A 20,532-nucleotide genomic window follows, 5' to 3' on the forward strand; every position below is an offset into this window, starting at 1 on the left:
CGGAGGTGATATCCGCGACGTCCGGGCGAAATGGGCGCCGCTCAGAATCGGCCGCATGGGAGCCGACAGCGAACCGGGCGGGCGGCTCGTGGTGGCCGGGCACGGCCCGTCCGCGCACCGCCTCGTGGAGGCCCTGCGCGAGCGCGACGCCGCCCGGACCTGGACGATCACCGTCATCGGCGAGGAGCCCCGCCCGGCCTACGACCGGGTGGCGCTGACGACGCACCTGGAGGGCGCCGACCTCGCCTACCCCGCGCACGGCGGCGGGGTCGCCGTCGTCACCGGCGAGCGCGTCACCGCCGTCGACCGGGCCGCCCGGACGGTCACCACCTCGGCGGGACGCGTCGCCGCCTACGACGCGCTCGTCCTGGCCACGGGGTCGGCGCCGTTCGTCCCGCCGGTCGAGGGCCGCGACCTGCCGGGCGTGTTCGCCTACCGCACCGTCGACGACCTGGACGCCCTCCGCGAGTACGCGCGGGGCCGGGCCACCGCGGCCGTCATCGGCGGCGGGCTCCTGGGGCTGGAGGCGGCCCGCGCGCTCCAGGGCCTCGGGCTGCGCGGCGCCGTCGTGGAGGTCGCGCCGTGGCTGATGCCGCGCCAGCTCGACGAGGGCGGCGGCGCGATGCTGCGCCGCCACATCGAGGGCCTCGGCCTGTCCGTCCACGTGGGCGTCCCGGTGCGGGCGCTGGAGGCGGGGGAGGACGGCGCGGTCCGGCGGGTCGTGCTCGCCGACGGCGAGGCGATCGAGGCCGAGGTCGTCGTGTTCTCCGCCGGGGTCCGCCCGCGCGACGAGCTGGCCCGCGCCTGCGGCCTGCCGGTGGGGGAGCGGGGCGGGATCGTCGTGGACGTGTCCTGCCGCACCGAGGACCCGGCCGTCTGGGCGATCGGCGAATGCGCCCAGGTCGGCGGCGCCGTGCATGGGCTGGCCGGGCCCTGTTTCGCGATGGCGGAGGTCGTCGCCGACCGGCTGCTGTCGGACGCGAGCACCGCCGTGTTCGGCGGCGCCGACACGTCCGCGAAGCTGAAGCTCATGGGCGTGGACGTCGCCGCCTTCGGCGACCCGTCCGCCGGGCCGGAGCGGGGCGCGCTCAGCGTCACCTACACCGACCCCGTCGCCGGGGTCTACAAGAGGCTCGTCGTCAGCGACGACGCCCGGACGCTCCTCGGCGGCGTCCTCGTCGGCGACGCCGAGCAGTACGGGACGCTCCGCGCCCACGTCGGCCGGGGCCTGCCGGACGCCCCCGAGCGCATGCTGTTCGGCGGCACGGAACCGGCAGGCGGCGGCGACCTGCCCGGCGCGGCGGTCGTCTGCTCCTGCAACAACGTCACCGCCGACGGCGTCCGCCGCGCGATCACCGAGCACTCCCTCACCGGCGTCCCGGCCGTGAAGGACTGCACGCGCGCCGGGACGAGCTGCGGAAGTTGCGTCCCGCTGCTGAAACGGATCCTGGACGCCGAGCTGACCGCCGCCGGGATCGAGGTCGGCACGGCCCTCTGCGAGCACTTCGGCCACAGCCGCGCCGAACTGTTCGACATCGTCCGGGCGGGGCGGATCACCAGCTTCACCCGGCTCATCGAGAAGCACGGGACGGGCCGCGGCTGCGACATCTGCAAGCCCGCCGTCGCGTCCATCCTGGCGAGCCTCGGGAACGGGCACGTCCTGGAGGGGGAGCAGGCCGCGCTGCAGGACACCAACGACCACTTCCTGGCGAACCTGCAGAAGAACGGCACGTACTCGGTGGTGCCGCGCGTCCCCGGCGGCGAGATCACCCCGGCCGGGCTCATCGCGATCGGCGAGGTCGCCCGCGACTTCGGCCTCTACACCAAGATCACCGGCGGGCAGCGGATCGACCTGTTCGGCGCCCGCGTCGAGCAGCTCCCCGAGATCTGGCGGCGGCTGACGGCCGCCGGGTTCGAGTCCGGGCACGCCTACGGCAAGGCGCTGCGGACGGTGAAGTCGTGCGTCGGGTCCGCGTGGTGCCGCTACGGCGTCCAGGACTCGACGGCGATGGCGATCCGCCTCGAACTGCGGTACCGGGGGCTGCGCGCCCCGCACAAGCTGAAGTCCGCCGTGTCCGGGTGCGCCCGCGAATGCGCCGAGGCGCAGAGCAAGGACTTCGGCGTCATCGCCACCGAGAACGGCTGGAACCTCTACCTCGCCGGGAACGGCGGCATGCGGCCCCGGCACGCCGACCTGTTCGCCACCGACCTCGCCGACGACGAGCTGATCACCCTGATCGACCGGTTCCTGATGTTCTACATCCGCACCGCCGACCGGCTGCAGCGCACCGCGAGCTGGCTGGAGGCGCTCGACGGCGGACTCGACTACCTCCGCGAGGTCATCGTGGACGACCGGCTCGGCATCTGCGCCGACCTCGACGCCGCGATGGCCCGCCACGTCGCCGCCTATTCCGACGAATGGCGCGACACCCTCGACGACCCCGACCGGCTCGGCCGTTTCGTCTCGTTCGTCAACGCCCCGCACACCCCGGACCCGAGCATCGCCTTCGACGTCGAACGCGACCAGATCAGGCCCCTTCTCCCGCTGGAGGTGAAGCGGTGAGCCCCGGAGGCACGGCAGGCGTCGTGGTGGTCGGCAACGGCATGGCCGGGTCCCGGTTCGTCGGCGAGCTGCGGGCCCGCGACGCCGCGACGCCCGTCACCGTGTTCGGCGCGGAGCCGCAGCGCCCCTACAACCGGGTGCTGCTGTCGAACGTCCTCGCCGGGGTGACGCGGCCCGAGCACATCAGCCTGGTCGACGCCGCCTGGTACGCCTCGCACGGTGTGGACGCCAGGCTCGGCGTCGAGGTCACCCGCGTCGACCGCGCGGCCAAGACCGTCCACGCGTCCGACGGGACCGTCACCCCGTACGGGACGCTCGTCCTCGCGACGGGCAGCACCGCGTTCGTCCCGCCCCTGCCCGGCCTGCGCGGCGGGCTCCCCGACGGCGCGCTGGTGTTCCGCACCCTGGACGACTGCCGCCGCATCTCCGGCCTCGCCGAGTCGGCGCGCCGCGCGGTGGTCGTCGGCGGCGGCCTGCTCGGCATCGAGGCCGCGCGGGGGCTCGCGGGCCGCGGCCTGGACGTGACCGTCCTGCACCTGGCCGGGCACCTCATGGAACGCCAGCTCGACCCCGCCGCCGGGAAGGTCCTGGCCCGGACGCTGGCGGCCCTCGGCGTCGGCGCCCGCCTCCAGGCCGCCGTCACCGGGCTGCGCGTGTCGGACGGCGCCGTCACCGGCGTCGAGCTGGCCCTGCCCGGCGGCGGGACGGAGACCGCCGACGCCGACCTCGTCGTCCTGTCGTGCGGCGTCCGGCCCGAGACGGCGCTCGCCCGGGACGCGGGCCTCGCCGTCGGCCGCGGCGTCGTCGTGGACGACGAGCTGCGCTCGGTCACCGACCCGTCCGTCCGCGCCATCGGCGAGTGCTCCGAGCACCGCGACGAGGTGTACGGGCTGGTCGCGCCCGCCTGGGAGCAGGCGGGCGTGCTCGCCGGGCTGCTCGCCGGCACCGACCCCGCCGCCCGCTTCACCGGCGCCCGGCAGATCACCCGGCTCAAGGCCGCCGGGATCGAGCTGGCGTCGATGGGCGAGACGCACTTCGGCGACGACGACGCCGGTGTCGAGGTCGTCCGGTTCACCGACGCGGCGCGCGGCACTTACAAGAAGGCGGTCATCCGGGAGGGGCGGCTGATCGGCGCGATCCTGCTCGGCGAGACCTCCGCCGCCGGGACCCTGACCCAGCTCTACGACCGCGCCGCTCCGCTGCCGTCCGAGCGCCTCGGCCTCCTCTTCCCCGGCTTCGACACGCCCGCCCAGGCGGACGCGCCGCTGCGGATGCCGGACGCGGCCACCGTCTGCCACTGCAACAACGTCAGCAAGGGCCGGATCCGCGCCTGCTGGGAGCGCGGCGCACGCACCGCCGGGGACGTCGCGCGCGAGACCAGGGCGGGCACCGGCTGCGGGACGTGCCGCGACGCCGTCGAGGGCATCGTCGCGTGGCTGGCCGGGCAGGAGCCCGCCGACGTCGCCTGACCGGGGCCGCGGCGGCGGGTAGGCTCACGCCTCCAGGCCCGCGCGGGCCTGCCCGTTTAACCCGCACCCCGGGGAAAGGACGACTCCATGACCGACGCGGGCCCCTTCACCGACGACGTCGTCCGGCAGATCATGCGCCACATGAACGAGGACCACGCGGCCGACTGCCTCACGATCTGCCGGGCGCTCGCCGGCCGGCCCGGCGCGACCGCGGCCCGGATGACCGGGATGGACGCCGACGGCATCGACTTCGCGGTGATGGACGGCGGCGCCGAGCGTCCCGTCCGGATCCCGTTCGCCGAGCGGCTGACCGAACGCCCGCAGGTGCGCCGGGAGGTCGTCCGGATGACCGAGGAAGCCCGTGCCGCACTGAGCGGCTGACCTGCGGCGCGGCATCGCCGCTGGACGTTCCCGACGCCATGTCGGTAAAGTAACCGACGTCACGTCGGAAACTTCGCCGCCGCACCTTCCCAACAGATTTAGGTAAGGCTAGCCTAAGTCCCGGGAATCGAGGAGGGCCGGGAATGGACAGCACGGGCACGGACGGCGCGTTCTCCGCGCGGCTGAGGGCCGCGACGTGGAGCGACCACGGGGACAACGAGACGTCGGCCTACATGAGCGCGCTCGTCGAGGGCCGTCTCGCCCGCGACGAGTACGCGGTCCTGGTGGCGCAGCTCCACCCCGTCTACGACCTCCTCGAAGAGGCCGCCGACCGGATGGCGTCCGACCCGGTCGCCGGCCCGTTCGACCTTCCCGGCCTGCGCCGCCGCGACGCGCTTGAGGCCGACCTGGCCTACTTCTACGGCCCGCGCTGGCGCGCCCGCATCGAGCCCGGCGAGGCCACCGAGCGGTACTGCGACCGGCTCCGCGAGGTGTGCTTCGACTGGCCGGCCGGGTTCGTCGCCCACCACTACACCCGCTACCTGGGCGACCTGTCCGGCGGGCAGTACATCGGCAGGCAGGTCCGCAAGACCCTCGACCTGACGGCCGGCGACGACGGCGTCCGCTTCTACCGCTTCCCCGGCAAGCCCAAGGCGTACAAGGACCGCTACCGGGACCTCCTGGACGCCGCGCCCTGGGACGCCGCCGAGCAGGACCGCGTCATCGACGAGGTCAGGACCGCCTACCGCCTCAACGCCGGCGTCACCGAGGAGCTCGGCCGGATCATCCGCCCCAGCGCCGCCTGACGCGCACGCCCGGAAGGGCGGGGGGCGTCAGGCCGTGCGGGAGAAGCGGACGCGGCGGCGCGCCGGGTCCGCCTCCTCAAGCCGCACCCTGACCTGCTCGCCGAGCGGCAGCGCGGCCCCGTCGCAGCGGCCGAACACCGGCGGCGACACCAACTGGACGCGCCCGCCGGACCGGTCGGCGCTCACGTCCACCACCACCGCGTCGAAGACGTCGCCGACGTGGTCGCGCAGCAGCAGCGCCTCGACGAGGTCGACGCACGCGTGGTCGATGTCGGCGGCGCGGCGCAGCGCCCGCTGCATCACCTCCGGCAGCTCCGGCAGCGCCTCGCGGGCCCAGCCGGGGACGGGGCGTCCCGCCGCGAGCGCCAGGCACACCTCGGTGGCGTACCGGTCGGCGAGCCGCCGGATCGGGGCCGTGACGTGCGCGTACGGGGCGGCGACGGCGGCGTGCTCGGCCTGTCCCGGCGGCGACCCGTCGAACGCGGTGTACCCGGCGCCGCGCATCAGCGCCCCCGCGTCGTGCAGGAACGCGGCGTGCCGGGGCAGGGACGGGTCCAGCGCGCGGACGATGTCGCCGTACGCGGAGCCCCCGGGCCAGGCGACGCCGAGCGCGCCGGCGGCGAGCCTGAGCCGCGCCACCGCCTCGGGCGGCGCGGGCGGCATCGTGCGCAGCAGCCCGACGCCGCCGTCCAGCATCAGCCGCGCCGCCGCCCGCCCGGTGAGCAGCGAGATCTGCGCGTTCCACGCCTCGGTCGCCAGGTCGCCGCGCAGCTTCAGCGCCCAGCCGCCGTTGGCGTGCACGACCTCCTGCTCGGGCAGCGGGAGGCTGACGCCGCCGCGCGCCGCCTCCGCCGCGATGAGCCGCTCGCCGATCTCGCCGAGCAGCGCGATCCGGGGGTCGCCGCCGTCGTGCCGGGCGGTCGCGTAGTCGAGCCGGGCGCGGCTGCGGACGAGCGCGCGCCGCACGTCCACGCCGGTGATCCGCCCGGCGTCGTCGATGTCGATCGTCCACGCGACGGCGGGGCGGTCCCGTCCCGGCAGCAGGCTCGCGGCGTTCTCCGACAGCGGGCGCGGGTGCAGCGGCGCGTTGGCGTCGGGCAGGTAGAGCGTGACGCCGCGGGACCGCGCCTCGGCGTCCAGCGCGCCGCCGGGCCGCACGAACCCGGCCATGTCGGCGATCGCGTACCGGACCCGGTGGCCGGGGCCGCGCCGCTCCAGGTGCATGGCCTGGTCCAGGTCGAGGGAGCCGGGCGGGTCGAGGGTGAAGAACGGGAGCCCGCGCAGGTCGGCGCGGCCGTCGGGATGGACCGCGGGCCCGGCGGCCTCGGTGAGGACGGCGGGCGGGAACGGGCCGGGCACCGAGTACTCGGCGCGGATCCGGTCGAGGCCCGCGCGGATCTCGGCGTCGGCCTCCGCGGTACGCAGTCGCAGCGGTCGGCGCGGCACAGCACCGAGCGTACGGGACGAAAACCCGGTTACGGACCTGATCTACATTGTAAAGGCGTCGGCCGACGGGCGCTCCGGCGTCCGCGCGAACTCCGCCAGCCGCGCCGCGTCCACCACGGTGATCTTGCGGCGGCCGGTGACGACGAGGCCCTCGGCCCGCAGCGTGCCGAGCGCGCGGGCGACGGTCTCGCGCGAGGCGTCCATCCAGCTGCCGAGCTCCTCCTGGGACAGCGGCGGGCCGATCACGATGCGTCCGGCGGCGTCCGGCGGCGCGTGCCTTGCCGACGCCTCCGCCAGCTCGGTCAGCAGGATCGCCAGCCGCCGCGCGCCGTGCGCGGACACGTGCGCCTGCAGCCTGCGGTCGGCGTCGTCGAGCCGGCGCACGAACGTGCCGCTGACCAGCCGCCACACGCCCGGATGGGCGTCCAGGAAGCCGGTGAACCGGGCGGCGGGGACCACCAGCGCGCGCAGCGGGCTGAGCGCCGCCACGGTCGCCGACCGCTCCCGGCGGCCGAGCACCGCGCTCTCGCACACCAGGTCGCCGGGCCCGCGTACGGCGAGGACCACCTCCCGGCCGTCCTCGCTCGACGACGTCACCTTCGCCCAGCCCGACTCGATGATGATGATGTGGTCGGAGTCGTCGCCCTGGTAGCACAGCGGCGTCCGCGGCGCGTACTTGCGCGGCCGCGCGACCGCCCGGAGCGCCGCGCGCTCGGGGTCGTCCAGCGCGGCCCAGAAGGCGTCGCCGGGGTCGGCGGGGCCGCCGCGGCCGCCGCGGGACGCCGCCGCCGGGGCAGGCGGGCGAGCCGCCGGCGCAGGCGGGCGAGCGGCCGGCGGCCGGTCGGTCGGCACGTGCTCGGTCACGGGTCCGCGTCTCCGGTTCCTGGGGTCGGGTGAACCGGTACCCGCGGCAGATGGGGGGAGTGGGGCGGTGAGGCCCAGTGCCGCGGGTACCGGTCGCTCATGCGGCCGCCGGCCGGACGGGCGTCATCGTCCGTCCCGCGGCGGCGCACTGCCTTCATCCCAATGAGAACCCCTCACTGGGCAGGATGCTGCACGCGGGAGAACGCCCTGTCTGCGTCATCTGACACTTTTGACGAAAATTGCAGCGACGATCAGTCAGGGCGGGGGTCAAGGCGCCGGTCAGCGGGACAGGGCGTTCAGCAGGCGGTTGACGGGGCTCGCGAGGTTCCACTGGTCCGCCAGCGCGACGAGAGTCTCGGGGTCGCGCGCGCCGGACGGGAGCCGGTCGTCGAGGTTCGCCAGCTCCGGCGCGTCGATGTCGGTGACGACCCGCACGACCGTCTCGGCGGCGGCGAGGTACTCGCGCGCCGCCTCCATGCGGCGCCGCGCGCCCGCCGGGAACCCCTCGTCGGCGCCGGAGTCGAGCGCGGCGAGGATCCCCGCCACCGACCCGAACCGGGTGACGAGCGCGGCGGCGGTCTTGTCGCCGACGCCGGGCACGCCGGGCAGGCCGTCGGACGGGTCGCCGCGCAGCGTCGCGTAGTCGCCGTACCCGCGGCCGGGGATGCCGTACTTGGCCGTGATCTCCTTCTCGCCCATGATCTGCAGGTTCCTGATGCCGCGCGCCGTGTACAGGACGGCGACCGGGGCGCGGTCGTCCACCAGCTGGAACAGGTCGCGGTCGCCGGTCACGATGTCGACCGGGCCGTCCGCCGCGCCCCGCACCGCCAGGGTCCCGATGACGTCGTCGGCCTCGTAGCCGGGGACGCCCGCCCGCGCCAGCCCGAACGCGTCCAGCACCGCGTCGATGACCGGGAGCTGCGCCTCCAGCGCGTCGGGCGTCTGGTCGCCGCCGCTCTCGGCCACCCGGTGCGCCTTGTAGGACGGCAGCGCCGCCACCCGGAACGCGGGCCGCCAGTCGGCGTCCATGCAGCAGACCAGGCGCTCGGGCCCGCGGTCCTGGACGAGCCGCGCGATCATGTCGATGAGGCCGCGGACGGCGTTCACCGGCGTCCCGTCCGGGGCGGTGACCGTCTCGGGCACCCCGAAGAAGGCGCGGAAGTACAACGACGGCGTGTCCAGCAGCATCAGCCCGCTCATGCGCCACATCGTGCCATGCCGCGCCGACACCGGGGCGCAGGCGGGCCGGGGCGCCGCGGCCCCGGTCCGCCTGCGATCCTGGTACCGCAGTGAAGACCGGAGAATGGAGACGGGTGTGACAACGGAGTTGTATCCGCGTGAGCGCCTCGGCCTGGTGCGGGACGCGGCGGCGAAGGCGGGGCTCGGGGCGGTGCTGCTGACCCCCGGCCCGGACCTGCGGTACGTCACCGGGTACGACGCCAAGCAGCTGGAGCGGCTCACCTGCCTGGTGGTGCCGGCCGGCGGCGAGGCGTTCCTGGTCGTCCCGCGGCTGGAGCTGCCCGCGGCCCAGGCGTCGCCCGCCGGGTCGCTCGGCGTGGAGCTGGTGCCGTGGGACGAGATCGACGACCCGTACGCGCTGGTCGCCGGGCGGCTCCCGCAGGACCCGGGGACGGTGGGCGTGGCCGACCGGATGTGGGCGGTGATGGCGCTGCGGTTCCGCGCCGCGATGCCCGCCGCCGAGCAGGTCGCGGCCGGGGGAGTGCTGCGGGAGCTGCGGATGCGCAAGAGCCCGGCGGAGGTCGCGGCGCTGCGCGAGGCGGGCGCGGCGATCGACCGGGTGCACCGCCGCGTGCCGGACCTGCTGAAGGCGGGCCGCACCGAGCGGGAGGTCGCGCGCGACATCGCCGACGCGATCACCGGCGAGGGGCACGCGCAGGTCGACTTCGTGATCGTCGGGTCGGGCCCGAACGGGGCCAACCCGCACGCCGAGCCGTCCGACCGGGTGATCCGGCCGGGCGAGCCGGTCGTGGTCGACATCGGCGGGACGATGCCGAGCGGGTACTGCTCGGACTCCACCCGCAACTACTGCGTCGGCGAGCCGCCCGCGGAGTACCGCGCGTACTTCGAGGTGCTGGAGGAGGCGCAGCGGGCGTCGTGCGCGGCCGTCCGTCCCGGGGTCACGCCCGAGGCGGTGGACGCGGCGGCCCGCGACGTCATCGAGGCCGCCGGGCACGGCGCCGACTTCTTCCACCGCACCGGCCACGGCATCGGCCTGGAGTCGCACGAGGACCCCTACATCGTGGCGGGCAACCTGGAGCCGCTGGAGCCGGGCATGGCGTTCTCAATCGAGCCGGGCATCTACCCCGGCCCGCACGGCGCCCGCATCGAGGACATCGTCGTGTGCACCGAGGACGGCTGCGAGCCGATGAACGTCACCGACCACGGCCTGGTCATCGTCGGCTGACCCACCCGGCTCGAACCTCAACCGGGGTCACGGGTCGTGCGGCCGGAGGGCGCCCAGCGCCCGGAGGTCGCACGACCCGAGCACGGCGGGTGTGTTTCACGAGACGCGCCAGCGGCTCGGGAAACGTGCCCGCCGTGCCTGACGGGGGTTCCAGGGGGTCGTCCCCCTGGGCTAGCCCTGCTTGTGGAAGTCGGTCACGGTGTCCTGGGGACCGGGGGCGGTCTTGCGGACGGTGTCGGGGTGCCCGATCGCCAGGCCGCTGGACGGGTCGAAGAAGTGCAGCCGGCGGGTGTCGACGCCGAGGTCGACGTGCTGCCCGGGGCGCACGCGCGAGCGGGAGTTGACGCGGGCCGTCCACAGCGCCCGGTTGTCGGTGAGCGGGATCGCCATGTCGGCCTCGCCCTCGGCGGCGTCCTCGGCGAGGTCGGCGGTGTCCTTGTGCTCGACCGGCGGCGCGTCGATCGTGAAGATCACGTTGATCTCGCTGCCGAGCTCCTCGGTCACGCTGCTGCGGACCGCCATCGGCGCCCACTCGGGGCTGGCGTGCGCGGCGTCCTCGAAGTCGGACGGCCGGATGCCCAGGATGATCTGGCGGCCGAGGTAGTTCTGCAGGCCGGGCTTCTCGTTCAGGACGGACGCCGGGACGGGCAGCGTGTACCCGGCGAAGGCGACCTGCGCGCCGCCCTCGCCGGAGGTGAGGCTCGCGGACACGAAGTTCATCGCCGGGGAGCCGATGAAGCCCGCCACGAACAGGTTGACGGGGTTGTCGAACAGCCGCTGCGGCGTGTCGACCTGCTGCAGGCGGCCCTCGCGCAGCACGCAGACCCGCGTCCCGAGCGTCATCGCCTCGACCTGGTCGTGGGTGACGTACACGGTGGTGACGCCGAGCCGCTCGTGCAGCTGGCTGAGGGACGCGCGCATCGACACGCGGAGCTTGGCGTCCAGGTTGGACAGCGGCTCGTCCATCAGGAACGCCTGCGGCTGCCGGACGATCGCGCGGCCCATCGCGACCCGCTGCCGCTGCCCGCCCGACAGCGCGGCGGGCTTGCGGGACAGGAACTGCTCGAGGCCGAGCATCTTGGCGGCGTCGCGGACCTTCTGCTTGATCTCCGCCTTCGGCGTGCCGCGCAGCTTGAGGCCGAACGCGAGGTTCTGCTCGACGGTCATGTGCGGGTAGAGGGCGTAGTTCTGGAAGACCATCGCGATGTCGCGGTCCTTGGGCGCGAGGTCGTTGACGACCCGCTCGCCGATGGAGATCTTCCCGCCGGTGATCTCCTCCAGCCCGGCGATCATGCGCAGCGCGGTGGACTTGCCGCAGCCGGACGGGCCGACCAGCACCATGAACTCGCCGTCGCGGATCTCCAGGTCGAGGCCGTCCACGGCCTTGACGCCGCCGGAGTACACCTTGTCGACCCGGTCCAGCACGATCCTGGCCATCCGAACCCCCTCTTGGAAACGTTTCCATAACCCCCTGTCGAGCAGGGGTTTTGTTCAGTAGCTGGAGTAAACATCATGGAAACGTTTCCAGGGGAGGGACGATCGTGAGAAGATGATCTAAAACCTCCTGAAGGGACTATCCGGGCATGACGGACAGGCGGCCGGCGACGATCAAGGACGTGGCGGCGTCGGCGGGCGTCGGCATCGCGACCGTGTCGCGCGTGTTCTCCGGGACGGGCTCGGTCAGCGCCGCCACCCGCGACCGCGTGCTCGCCGCCGCCCGCGCGCTCGACTACCGCCCGAGCGCCCTCGGCCGCGGCCTCAAGCTGCGGCGCAGCGGCGGCATCGGGCTGATCGTCCCCGACGTCACCGACCCCTTCTGCGCCGCGCTGGTCGCCGGCGTGCTGGACTGCGCCCGCACCTTCGGCGAGCACGTCATCGCCGACGCCGCCGACGGCGACCCCGCCCGCGAGGCCGAGATCGTCGAGCGGCTCGCCGGGCAGCGGGTGGACGGCATCATCGCCATGCCCGCCGGAGACGAGGCCGACTGGCGCGGCGCCGCCCGGGTGTGCTCCAGCGTCGTGTTCGCGGGCCGCGTCCTGCCGGGGCTGCCGGACGTGCCGTCCGTCCTCGCCGACGACGCGGGCGGCGTCCGGGCCGTCACCGAGTACCTCGCCGGGCTCGGGCACCGCCGCATCGCGTTCCTCGGCGCCGTCCCCGGCGGCCCGCCCCGGGTGCGGGAGCGCGCGTTCCGCGCCACCCTCGCCCAGCTCGGCGTGCCCGTCGAGGAGGACCTGGTCGTCGCCGCCCGCCCGGCCCGCGACGCCGCCTACGCGGCCGCCGCCGGGCTGCTGCAGCGCCGCGCCGACGTCACCGCCGTCCTGGCCGCCGACCACCTGCTCGGCGAGGCCGCCGTGCTCGTGGCCCGCGAGCTGGACCTGCGGGTCCCCGCCGACGTGTCCATCGCGATGGTCGACGACGTCGCGTGGGCGGAGCTGTGCGACCCGCCGCTGACCGCCGTCGCCCGCCCCGGCCACGACATCGGCTACCGCGCCTGCGAGCTGGCGCTGCGCGAGCCCGCCCGGCGCGGCCGCGGCGGGCCGGTGCTGCTGCCGACCGAACTCGTCGTGCGCGGCAGCTGCGGCCCGCCGCGCGCCCAGCGCCGCCGGACGCGCGCGCACCCCGCCGATTGAGCCGATCCGTGATCGCGGACGGGCCCGGGCACCGCCCCCGGCACGCTAGATTTCCCGCGTGGAGGACATCGATCGTCAGATCCTGGGGTTGCTGGCCGGCGACGGGCGGATGAGCTTCACCGACCTGGCCAAGGAGACCGGCCTCTCGGTGTCGGCCGTGCACCAGCGCGTGCGCCGGCTGCAGAAGCGCGGCGCCATCACCGGCTTCGCCGCCCAGCTCGACAGCACGCAGATCGGGCTGCCGCTCACCGCGTTCATCTCGATCAAGCCGATCGACCCGGCCGCGCCGGACGACGCGCCCGACCGGCTGGCCCATCTCCAGGCGATCGAGGCGTGCCACTCGGTGGCCGGGGACGAGAGCTACATCCTCAAGGTGCGCGTCGCGTCCCCGAACGAGCTCGAGGACCTGCTGCAGAAGATCCGCGCCGCCGCGAACGTCGCGACGCGCACGACGGTCGTCCTCAGCACGCCGTGGGAAGCGCGCCGCCCCCCGCTGTGACTCAGCGTTCGCGGAAGGCGGCGCGGAGGGTCTCGTGGGCGGCGGGCGCGGCGGTGACGTGGTCGAGGGCGAGCAGCGCGGCGCCGAGCAGCGGCGGGTCCTCGGGGACGAGCAGCCGCGCGTGCGGGGCGAGTTCGGCGTAGCGGGCGGCGACGGCGTCCATGAGCAGCGGACGGCGCGCCGCGAGGATCCCGCCGCCGAGGACGACGTCGGCGGGCTCGTCCAGCAGCCCGAGCCGGCGCAGCGCCACCGAGCCGAGCACCGCGACCTCCCCGGCGAGCCGCGCCACCACCTCCCGCGCCACCTCGTCGCCCGCCTCCGCGGCGTCGAACAGGACGGGCGCGAGGGCGGTGAGGCGCCCCTCGTCGAACTCGCCGAGATGGATGCCGAGCCCGACGTCGATGGCGCGCTCGACGCCGAAATGGGCCGCGACGGCGCCGGTCAGCGCCGTGCGGGGGCCGCGGCCGTCCTCGCCGCGGATGCCGTGCCACAGCGCCGCGCGGCCGAGGGAGCCGCCGCCGCCCCAGTCGCCGGTGTGGGGCCCGAGGGACGGGAACCTGGCGGTGCGCCCGTCCGGGCCGACGCCCGCGCAGTTGATCCCTGCGCCGCACACCACGGCGACGCCCCAGCCGGCGGTGACGGCGCTGCGCAGCAGCGCGAACGTGTCGTTGCCGACCGCGACGCTCGCCGCCGCGCCCCGGCTGAGCAGCAGCTTCTCCAGCCGCTCCTCCTCGCCCGGCAGGTCCACGTTGGCCATGTAGGCGGCGAGGTGGGCGACCTCGCCGGGCGGCGCGCCCGCGCGGCGCAGCGCCGTGTCGATCACGGCCGACAGCGCGTCGAGCGCGGTGTCCAGGCCCTCGGCCTGGGGCCGGAACCCGTCGCCGCGGACGGTGGCGAGCAGCTCCCCGCCGTCCCCGACCACGGCCGCGTCGGTCTTGCTGTTGCCGCCGTCGACGGCGACCAGCACGCCCCCCGGCGTGTTCGCGGAAGCGGCCATCACGCGGCCCAGGGGAGGTGGTCGCGGTTGGCGGCCACCAGGTCGCGGGCGAGGCGGTCGGCGACGTCGTGCTGGCCGATCAGCGGGTGCGCGAGCAGCGCCGCGGCGACGCGGTCGACGCCGCCGCGCAGCGCCGCGTCCAGCGCCAGCTCCTCGTAGGCCGACACGTGCGCGATCAGCCCGGCGAACAGCGGCTGCACCGGCGGGACGGGCAGCGGCACCGCCCCCGACGCGGTGATCCGCGCCGGGACCTCCACGACCGCCTGGTCGTCCAGGAACGGCAGCGTGCCGTTGTTGCGGACGTTCACCACCTGCGCGTCGCCGCGCCCCGTCAGCAGCGAAACGGCGAGCTGCACGGCGGCCTCGGAGTAGAACGCGCCGCCACGCTCGTCCAGCCGGGCGGGCTTGGTGTCCAGGGACGGGTCGGCGTACAGCTCCAGCAGGTCGCGTTCGAGCGCGGCGACCTGCTCGGCCCGCGACGGCGCGCCGCGCTGCTCCTCGACCACCCGGTCGTGCTCGTAGAAGTAGCGCAGGTAGTACGACGGGACGGCGCCGAGCCCGCGCACGAACCCGGCGGGCAGCCCGGAGATCTTCGCGAGCTCGTCCGGGTGGTCGGCGAGGAGGCGCGGCAGGACCTCCTGGCCGTCCAGCAGCACCGACCGCACCCAGGTGAGGTGGTTGAGCCCGGCGTGGCCGAGGCTGATCCGGTCCGGCGGGACGTCCAGCAGCTTGGCGGCGCGGCGCTGGAAACCGATCGCGACGTTGCACAGCCCGACCGTGCGGTGTCCCGCGTCCAGCAGGGCGCGGGTGACGATCCCGACCGGGTTGGTGAAGTCCACGATCCACGCGCTGGGGGCGAGTTCGGCGACGCGCGCGGCGACGTCCAGGACGACCGGGACGGTCCGCAGCGCCTTGGCGAGCCCGCCCGCGCCGGTCGTCTCCTGCCCGACGCAGCCGCACTCCAGCGGGAGCGTCTCGTCCACGTGCCGGGCGGCCTGGCCGCCGACGCGCAGCTGCAGCAGCACGACCGAGGCGTCCGCGACCGCCTTGTCGAGGTCGCCGGTCGTCGTCACCGCCGCGGGATGGCCGGCGCGGGCCAGCATCCGCGCGGCGACGCCGCCGACGAGGCCGAGGCGCCCGGCGTCCGGGTCGTGCAGCACCAGCTCCGACACCGGCAGCGCCGCGTGCGCGCGCGCCAGCCCGTCGACCAGCTCCGGGGTGTAGGTCGACCCACCCCCGATGACTGTCAGCTTCAACCCTTCACTCCCGTCAAGGTCACACCCTGGATGAACACCCGCTGGGCGAGGAAGAACACGACCAGCACCGGCAGGATCGTCAGCAGCGTCGCCGCCATCGTGAGGTTCCACTCGACCTCGTGCGCGGCCCGGAACGTCGCGACGCCGATCGCGAGGGTCCAGTGGTCGGGGTCGGCGTAGACGAGCGGCCGGAAGTAGTCGTTCCAGCAGTAGAAGAACTGGAACAGCGCGACCGCGGCCAGCGCCGGCTTCGCCATCGGCAGGATGACCCGCAGCATCGTGCGGAACTCCCCGCAGCCGTCCACGCGGGCGGCGTCGGCGTACTCGCGGGGGATCGTCACCAGGAACTGGCGCAGCAGGAAGATGGAGAACGCGTCCCCGAACAGCTGCGGGATGATCAGCGGCCATAGCGTGCCGGTCAGGTCGAGGCGGGCCCACACGATGTACAGCGGCACCATCGTGACCTGCGGCGGCAGCATCATCGCCGAGATCACCACGACCAGCGCGAAGTTGCGGCCGCGGAACCGGAACCGGGCCAGCGCGTACGCCACCGGGACGCTCGACACCAGCATGAACACCGTGGACAGGCCCGCGTAGATCGTGCTGTTGATCGTCCAGCGGACCATGTCGCCGCTGAACACGTCCACGAAGTTCCCGAACTGCCAATCCCTCGGCCACAGGTCGGCGCTGAGCGCCTGCCGGTCGCTCATCACGGCGGTCAGCGCGATGAACACCAGCGGCGCGAGGAACATCAGCGCGACGGCGACGGCGGTGGCGTGCACGGCGACCCACATCAGCGCCCGCCGCGTCCTCCCCCCGGGCCTCATGCGGCCTCCTCGCCCGCGAACGCCTTGAACTGGCGCAGCAGGAACAGCGTGAACACCATCGCGATGACGAACATCACCAGCGCCAGGACGCTCGCGTAGCCCATGTTGAACTGCCGGAACCCCTGGTCATACAGCCATTGCGGGAAGGTGAGCGTGGAGTCGCCCGGGTAGCCGGGCTGGTACTGGGTGCCGGGCAGGTCGGCGCGCCCGGACGCGACCTTCCCCGCCACCATCGCCTGCGTGAAGTACTGCAGCGTCTCGATGACGCCGGTGACGGCGCAGAACGCCAGCACCGGCGAGACGGTCGGCAGCGTGATGTGCCGGAACCGGGACCAGGCCCCGGCGCCGTCGATCGCGGCGGCCTCGTACAGCGACCGCGGCACGTTCAGCAGCGCCGCCAGCATGATGATCATGATGTCGCCGACGGCCCAGAGGCCGAGGAGCGTCAGGCCCGGCTTGGCCCAGGCGGCCTCGTTGAAGAAGTCGGGCAGCGTGATCCCGAGCTTGTCGAGGATCGTCGGGAACGGGCCGGTGCCGGGGTTCATCAGGAACACGAACGCGACCGTCGCCGACACCGGCGGGATCAGGTACGGCAGGTAGAAGATCGAGCGCAGCACGCCCCCGCCGGCCTTGATCTTGGTGAGGAGCTGCGCGACGCCCAGGCCGAACAGCAGCCGCAGCGGGACGAGCACCGCCACCAGCCACAGCGTGTTCCGCATCGCCGTCCACGCCTGGCCGTCGTCCAGCAGGTAGGCGTAGTTGTCCCAGCCGACGTACTCCAGCGTGAACAGGTTGTAGCGCGTGAAGGAGAAGTAGACGGTCGCCGCCAGCGGGTAGCCGAAGAACAGCGCGATCCCGACCAGCCAGGGGGACAGGAACGCCAGGGTGCGGAGCCGACGGCGGCGGCGCGCCCGCGCCGCCGCCGTCCCGGTCCGCGCCCCGCCGGTGAACGGCGGGCGCAGTGAACCGAGTGCCACAGGTCAGCCTCCGGCGAGCTTCAGCGCGTCGTCGACCTCGCCGTCGAGCCTGGTGAGCGCCGGGCCGAGGTCCTTGACCTTCCCGGTCTCCCAGTCGTCCTGGACGAACTTCTGGAACCGCACGATGTAGTCGTTGCCGTTCGGCGTCGGCGGCGTGGTGGTGCTGGCGGGGTGCTTGAACACGTCCAGGAACGTCTTGAACTGCGGCGTCAGCTTCAGGTCGGTCGACGACAGCGCCGGGATCGTGGACGGCACGTTGCCGAGCCCGTTCGACAGCGTCACCAGCGCGCCGGTGTCGGTGGTGAGGTGGCGGACGAACTCCCAGCTCGCCTGGGCGTGCTTGGCGCCGCGCGGGATCCCGATGACGGTGCCGGCGATGAAGCCGCTCCCGTACGTCGCCAGCTTGTCGTCGGCGACGGGGGAGGCCGCGGTGTCGTAGTTGAGCTTGGGCGCCTCCTTCTCGATGAACTTGGTGCGCCACTCACCGTCGACGGCCATCGCCACCTTCCCCTTCTGGAAGGGGTTGGCCGCCTCGAACTCCTGGCCCAGCGAGCGCAGGAACTTCTTGACGTTGTCGTAGCCGTACCAGTCGAGGAGCTCCTTGTTCCACTTCAGGTACGCCTGGAAGGCGGGGTCCTTGGAGAAGTTGGCCTTGCCGTCGTCGGTCAGCCACTTCACCCCGAACGGCGGGGCGAGGTGCTGCACCTGGTGCTCGTAGTACTGCGCGGACGGCATGAACCCGGCGACCTTGATGGTCCCGTCCGGGTCGCGGACGGTGAGCTTCTTGGCCAGCGCGGTCAGCTCGCTCATCGTCTTGGGCGGCTGCTCGCCCTTCATCAGGTCCTTGTTGTAGTAGAGCCCGTAGGCGTCGGCCAGCAGCGGCATCGCGCACCGGACGCCCTGGTACTCGGTGTACTTCCGCACCGCAGGCGGGAACATGTTCAGGTCGACCTTGGACTTGTCGATGTAGGGCTTGAGGTTCTGCCAGGCGCCGCTCTTGCACCACTGCCCGACGCTGTCGGTGGTGAAGGACGACACCACGTCCGGCGGGTTCCCGCCCCGGATCGCGTTGGTGATGCGCTCGTCGGTGACGCCGCTAACGAGCTTCACGGTGATGTTGGGGTGGGCCTTGTTGAAGCCGGCGACGGCGTCCTGGAAGGCCTTCACCTCGTGCGCGGCGCTCCAGCCGTGCCAGACCTCGATGGTCTGCTTCTCGTCGGACTTCGGGCCCTCGCCGGACCCGTCGCCGCCGGCGGTGCAGGCGGCGGTGAGGCCGAGCGCCGCGGCGGCCAGGGCCGCGGCGGCGCGGCGTGTCGTTGTGGTGGGCACTCCGGTTCTCCTTCAGGGGGTGGGACGGCGGTCCGCGGCCGTCCGGGTGCGGGGGAGTGATGCCGGTCGTGGATGGGCTGGTGGACGCGGGGCTCGGGGGCGGTCGGGGAGTCAGGGGCGGGGGGCGGCGGGCTGGGTCAGGGGAGGGGGACGGTGCTGGAGAAGACCTCGTCTCGGGTCTCCCGGAGCGCCTGCTGCAGCGCCCCGGCCAGGACCGGGTTGCCCTGGACGGTGCTGAGCCGCACCTCGGGGCGCGGGATCGTCAGGCTGTGCAGGTGCTGTTCGACGCGCGCGCGGAGCGGTTCCCCGCCGGCGAGGAGCACGTCGCCGGTGAGGACGACGAGCCCCGGGTCGACGATCGCCACGACGGTGGCCAGGGTGACGCCGAGCCGGCTCGCCAGCTCGGTGAGGGCCCGTTCGGCGCGGGCCCCCGCGTCGGACGCGGTGCGCGTCCCCTCCGCCGCCGCGGTGCCGACGTCGGCGGCGACGCGGCCGAGCGCGGTGGCGGCGTCGCGGCCGCGGAACCCGTGCTCGCGCATCAGCTTCAGCACGGCCGCGCCGCCGGTGAGGCTGTGCACGCCGCCGGTGTGGGTGCGGCGCACGTCCCGCATCAGCGGGGCGCCGACCGCGGGCATGTAGCCGATCTCGCCCGCGCCGCCCGTCGCGCCGCGGTGCAGCGCGCCGTTCAGCACGACGGCCATGCCGACGCCGTCGGCGACCCACAGCAGCACGAAGTCGCCCGCCCCGGCGGCCTGCCCGTCGGCGCGCTCGGCGAGCGCGGCGAGGTTCACGTCGTTCTCGATCGCGATCCGCACGCCGAGCCCGTCGCTCAGCGTCGCGACCAGGTCCGGGATGTGCCAGCCGGGGATGTGGGAGGCGTACCCGAGCCGCCCGGTCGCCGGGTCGACGGCGCCCTGGATGCCGATGACGGCGAGGCCGAGCCGGCCGCGGGCCAGCCCCGCCGCGGCGGCGGCGCCGTCGAGCGCGGCGGCCATGCGGGCGACGACGTCCACGCCGGTGCGGTCGGGCGTCGGCAGCGTGTGCTCCCCGACGACCGTCCCGGCCAGGTCGGCGACGCTGACCCGGATCCGCGCCGGGGTGACGTCGGCGCCCGCCACGTGCGCGGCGGACCCGTTGATCCGGTACAGCTCGGCGGTGCGTCCGGGCATGCCCTCCCGGATGCCGTCCCGGACGACGAGCCCGGCCTCCTCCAGCCGCGCGAGCAGCTGCGAGGCGGTCGGCTTGGAGATGCCGGTGAGGTCGGAGATCTGCGGCCGGGTCAGCGGGCCCCGGTCCAGCAGCGCCTCCAGCGCCGCGCGGTCGTTGATCGCCCGCAGCAGGCTGGGCGTCCCGGGGACGGGCGTGGACACGGCGGCGCCTCCGCGTTGAGGTCTCGCGTTAAGAAGGTTTCCTAACTTGGAGGAGAAAGTAAGGACTCTTAACGATCACGTCAAGACCTGGGCCGAACCCGGACTTTCGCGGCATGGCGGACGGGGGCGTCGGGGGAGCGGCGGGGGAGCGCTCAGGGCGCGGTGACGATGAAGCTGGAGTTGCCGAAGCCGACCTCGTCGCCGGGCCGGACGCGGGCCGGGCCGGTCAGCCGCCACCCGTTCACGCGGGTGCCGTTCATCGAGCCGAGGTCGGAGATCATCCAGCCCTCGTCGGCGCGGTAGATCTCGGCGTGGAACCGCGAGACGGTCAGGTCGGTGAGGATGAACTGGCAGCCGGGGGCGCGGCCGACGACGATGCGCTTCAGTTCGCCCGGGGGCAGCATGAACCGCGGCAGCCGCGGCGCCCGCCAGGCCGCCTCGATCCGCGCGGTCACCTGCGACACCGAGGACACGATGCCGGTCAGCCGGTTGAGGACGCGGTTGCCGGGCGGCAGGTCGTGCACGATGTCGGCCAGTTCGGCCTGGCTGCGGGCCTGGAGCACCTGGTCGACGCGGCGCTCGAACGTCTCGTTCGACATCCGGCCCTCGGCCACGCGGTCGCTGAGGACGCGCAGCACACGGTCCCGTTCCATGTCGGACGCTCTCACCGGGAATGAGGGCTGACCGTCCATA

At 74.3% G+C, this 20,532-nt stretch carries 18 protein-coding genes; 7 read left to right on the forward strand and 11 right to left on the reverse strand.

The window, feature by feature from the left end:
* Positions 1-55 precede the first annotated feature (55 nt).
* From nirB to ACH35V_RS39245, 4 genes are all read left to right on the forward strand, one after another.
* Positions 56-2,563, forward strand: coding sequence for a nitrite reductase large subunit NirB (gene nirB, locus ACH35V_RS39230; protein WP_395979958.1), 2,508 nt, complete (start codon positions 56-58; stop codon positions 2,561-2,563).
* Positions 2,560-4,032, forward strand: a complete 1,473-nt coding sequence (locus tag ACH35V_RS39235; RefSeq protein WP_395979959.1) for an FAD-dependent oxidoreductase — start codon at positions 2,560-2,562, stop codon at positions 4,030-4,032. Before nirB ends, ACH35V_RS39235 begins: the two co-directional genes overlap by 4 nt.
* 87 nt (positions 4,033-4,119) lie before the next feature.
* Complete coding sequence (locus ACH35V_RS39240; RefSeq protein WP_395979960.1) at positions 4,120-4,413, forward strand: DUF2470 domain-containing protein; 294 nt, start codon at positions 4,120-4,122, stop codon at positions 4,411-4,413.
* 143 nt (positions 4,414-4,556) lie between these two features.
* Positions 4,557-5,219, forward strand: a complete 663-nt coding sequence (locus tag ACH35V_RS39245; protein WP_395979961.1) for a heme oxygenase (biliverdin-producing) — start codon at positions 4,557-4,559, stop codon at positions 5,217-5,219.
* A gap of 27 nt (positions 5,220-5,246) precedes the next feature.
* Here the strand turns inward: ACH35V_RS39245 and ACH35V_RS39250 are convergent, their stop codons facing one another.
* From ACH35V_RS39250 to ACH35V_RS39260, 3 genes are all read right to left on the reverse strand, one after another.
* Entirely contained in the window at positions 5,247-6,665 is a 1,419-nt protein-coding gene (locus ACH35V_RS39250; protein WP_395979962.1) for an RNB domain-containing ribonuclease, read from the reverse strand.
* 42 nt (positions 6,666-6,707) lie between these two features.
* Positions 6,708-7,529: a Crp/Fnr family transcriptional regulator gene (locus ACH35V_RS39255; protein WP_395979963.1), complete on the reverse strand. Its 822-nt coding sequence runs from the start codon at positions 7,527-7,529 to the stop codon at positions 6,708-6,710.
* A gap of 279 nt (positions 7,530-7,808) precedes the next feature.
* Entirely contained in the window at positions 7,809-8,729 is a 921-nt protein-coding gene (locus tag ACH35V_RS39260) for a 5'-3' exonuclease H3TH domain-containing protein (RefSeq protein ID WP_395979964.1), read from the reverse strand.
* A 115-nt stretch (positions 8,730-8,844) separates the two neighbouring features.
* Between ACH35V_RS39260 and ACH35V_RS39265 the strand changes: the two genes are divergently transcribed.
* The gene (locus ACH35V_RS39265) at positions 8,845-9,954 is read left to right on the forward strand and encodes a M24 family metallopeptidase (RefSeq protein ID WP_395979965.1); all 1,110 of its coding nucleotides are present in this window, start codon (positions 8,845-8,847) and stop codon (positions 9,952-9,954) included.
* Positions 9,955-10,125: 171 nt separating this feature from the next.
* On the opposite strand, the gene ACH35V_RS39270 is transcribed toward ACH35V_RS39265, so the two are convergent.
* Positions 10,126-11,391 (reverse strand): ABC transporter ATP-binding protein, encoded by a 1,266-nt coding sequence (locus ACH35V_RS39270; protein ID WP_395979966.1) that lies wholly within the window; start codon positions 11,389-11,391, stop codon positions 10,126-10,128.
* A gap of 146 nt (positions 11,392-11,537) precedes the next feature.
* Here ACH35V_RS39270 and ACH35V_RS39275 point away from each other — a divergent pair, with 146 nt between their 5' ends.
* Both ACH35V_RS39275 and ACH35V_RS39280 read left to right on the forward strand, forming a co-directional pair.
* Positions 11,538-12,584 carry a LacI family DNA-binding transcriptional regulator gene (locus ACH35V_RS39275; protein WP_395979967.1) on the forward strand — a complete coding sequence of 349 codons (1,047 nt, stop codon included), beginning with the start codon at positions 11,538-11,540 and terminating at the stop codon, positions 12,582-12,584.
* A gap of 58 nt (positions 12,585-12,642) precedes the next feature.
* Positions 12,643-13,083: an Lrp/AsnC family transcriptional regulator gene (locus ACH35V_RS39280; RefSeq protein ID WP_395979968.1), complete on the forward strand. Its 441-nt coding sequence runs from the start codon at positions 12,643-12,645 to the stop codon at positions 13,081-13,083.
* A 1-nt stretch (position 13,084) separates the two neighbouring features.
* Here the strand turns inward: ACH35V_RS39280 and ACH35V_RS39285 are convergent, their stop codons facing one another.
* The 7 genes from ACH35V_RS39285 to ACH35V_RS39315 form a co-directional block, all read right to left on the reverse strand.
* The gene (locus ACH35V_RS39285) at positions 13,085-14,080 is read right to left on the reverse strand and encodes an N-acetylglucosamine kinase (protein ID WP_395980033.1); all 996 of its coding nucleotides are present in this window, start codon (positions 14,078-14,080) and stop codon (positions 13,085-13,087) included.
* Positions 14,080-15,336: a 6-phospho-beta-glucosidase gene (locus ACH35V_RS39290; protein ID WP_395979969.1), complete on the reverse strand. Its 1,257-nt coding sequence runs from the start codon at positions 15,334-15,336 to the stop codon at positions 14,080-14,082. The genes ACH35V_RS39285 and ACH35V_RS39290 overlap by 1 nt, the downstream gene beginning before the upstream one ends.
* A complete protein-coding gene (locus ACH35V_RS39295; protein WP_395979970.1) occupies positions 15,333-16,163 on the reverse strand; it encodes a carbohydrate ABC transporter permease in 831 nt (276 codons plus the stop codon). Before ACH35V_RS39295 ends, ACH35V_RS39290 begins: the two co-directional genes overlap by 4 nt.
* Positions 16,160-17,140 (reverse strand): carbohydrate ABC transporter permease, encoded by a 981-nt coding sequence (locus tag ACH35V_RS39300; RefSeq protein ID WP_395979971.1) that lies wholly within the window; start codon positions 17,138-17,140, stop codon positions 16,160-16,162. Before ACH35V_RS39300 ends, ACH35V_RS39295 begins: the two co-directional genes overlap by 4 nt.
* Before the next feature lie 3 nt (positions 17,141-17,143).
* Positions 17,144-18,469 (reverse strand): ABC transporter substrate-binding protein, encoded by a 1,326-nt coding sequence (locus ACH35V_RS39305; RefSeq protein ID WP_395979972.1) that lies wholly within the window; start codon positions 18,467-18,469, stop codon positions 17,144-17,146.
* Between the two features lie 137 nt (positions 18,470-18,606).
* Entirely contained in the window at positions 18,607-19,839 is a 1,233-nt protein-coding gene (locus ACH35V_RS39310) for an ROK family protein (protein ID WP_395979973.1), read from the reverse strand.
* Positions 19,840-19,991: 152 nt separating this feature from the next.
* Positions 19,992-20,531 (reverse strand): FHA domain-containing protein, encoded by a 540-nt coding sequence (locus ACH35V_RS39315; protein ID WP_395979974.1) that lies wholly within the window; start codon positions 20,529-20,531, stop codon positions 19,992-19,994.
* Between the last annotated feature and the right edge of the window lies 1 nt (position 20,532).

It is taken from the genome of Actinomadura sp. 1N219 (assembly GCF_044326405.1).
Classification (GTDB): domain Bacteria; phylum Actinomycetota; class Actinomycetes; order Streptosporangiales; family Streptosporangiaceae; genus Spirillospora.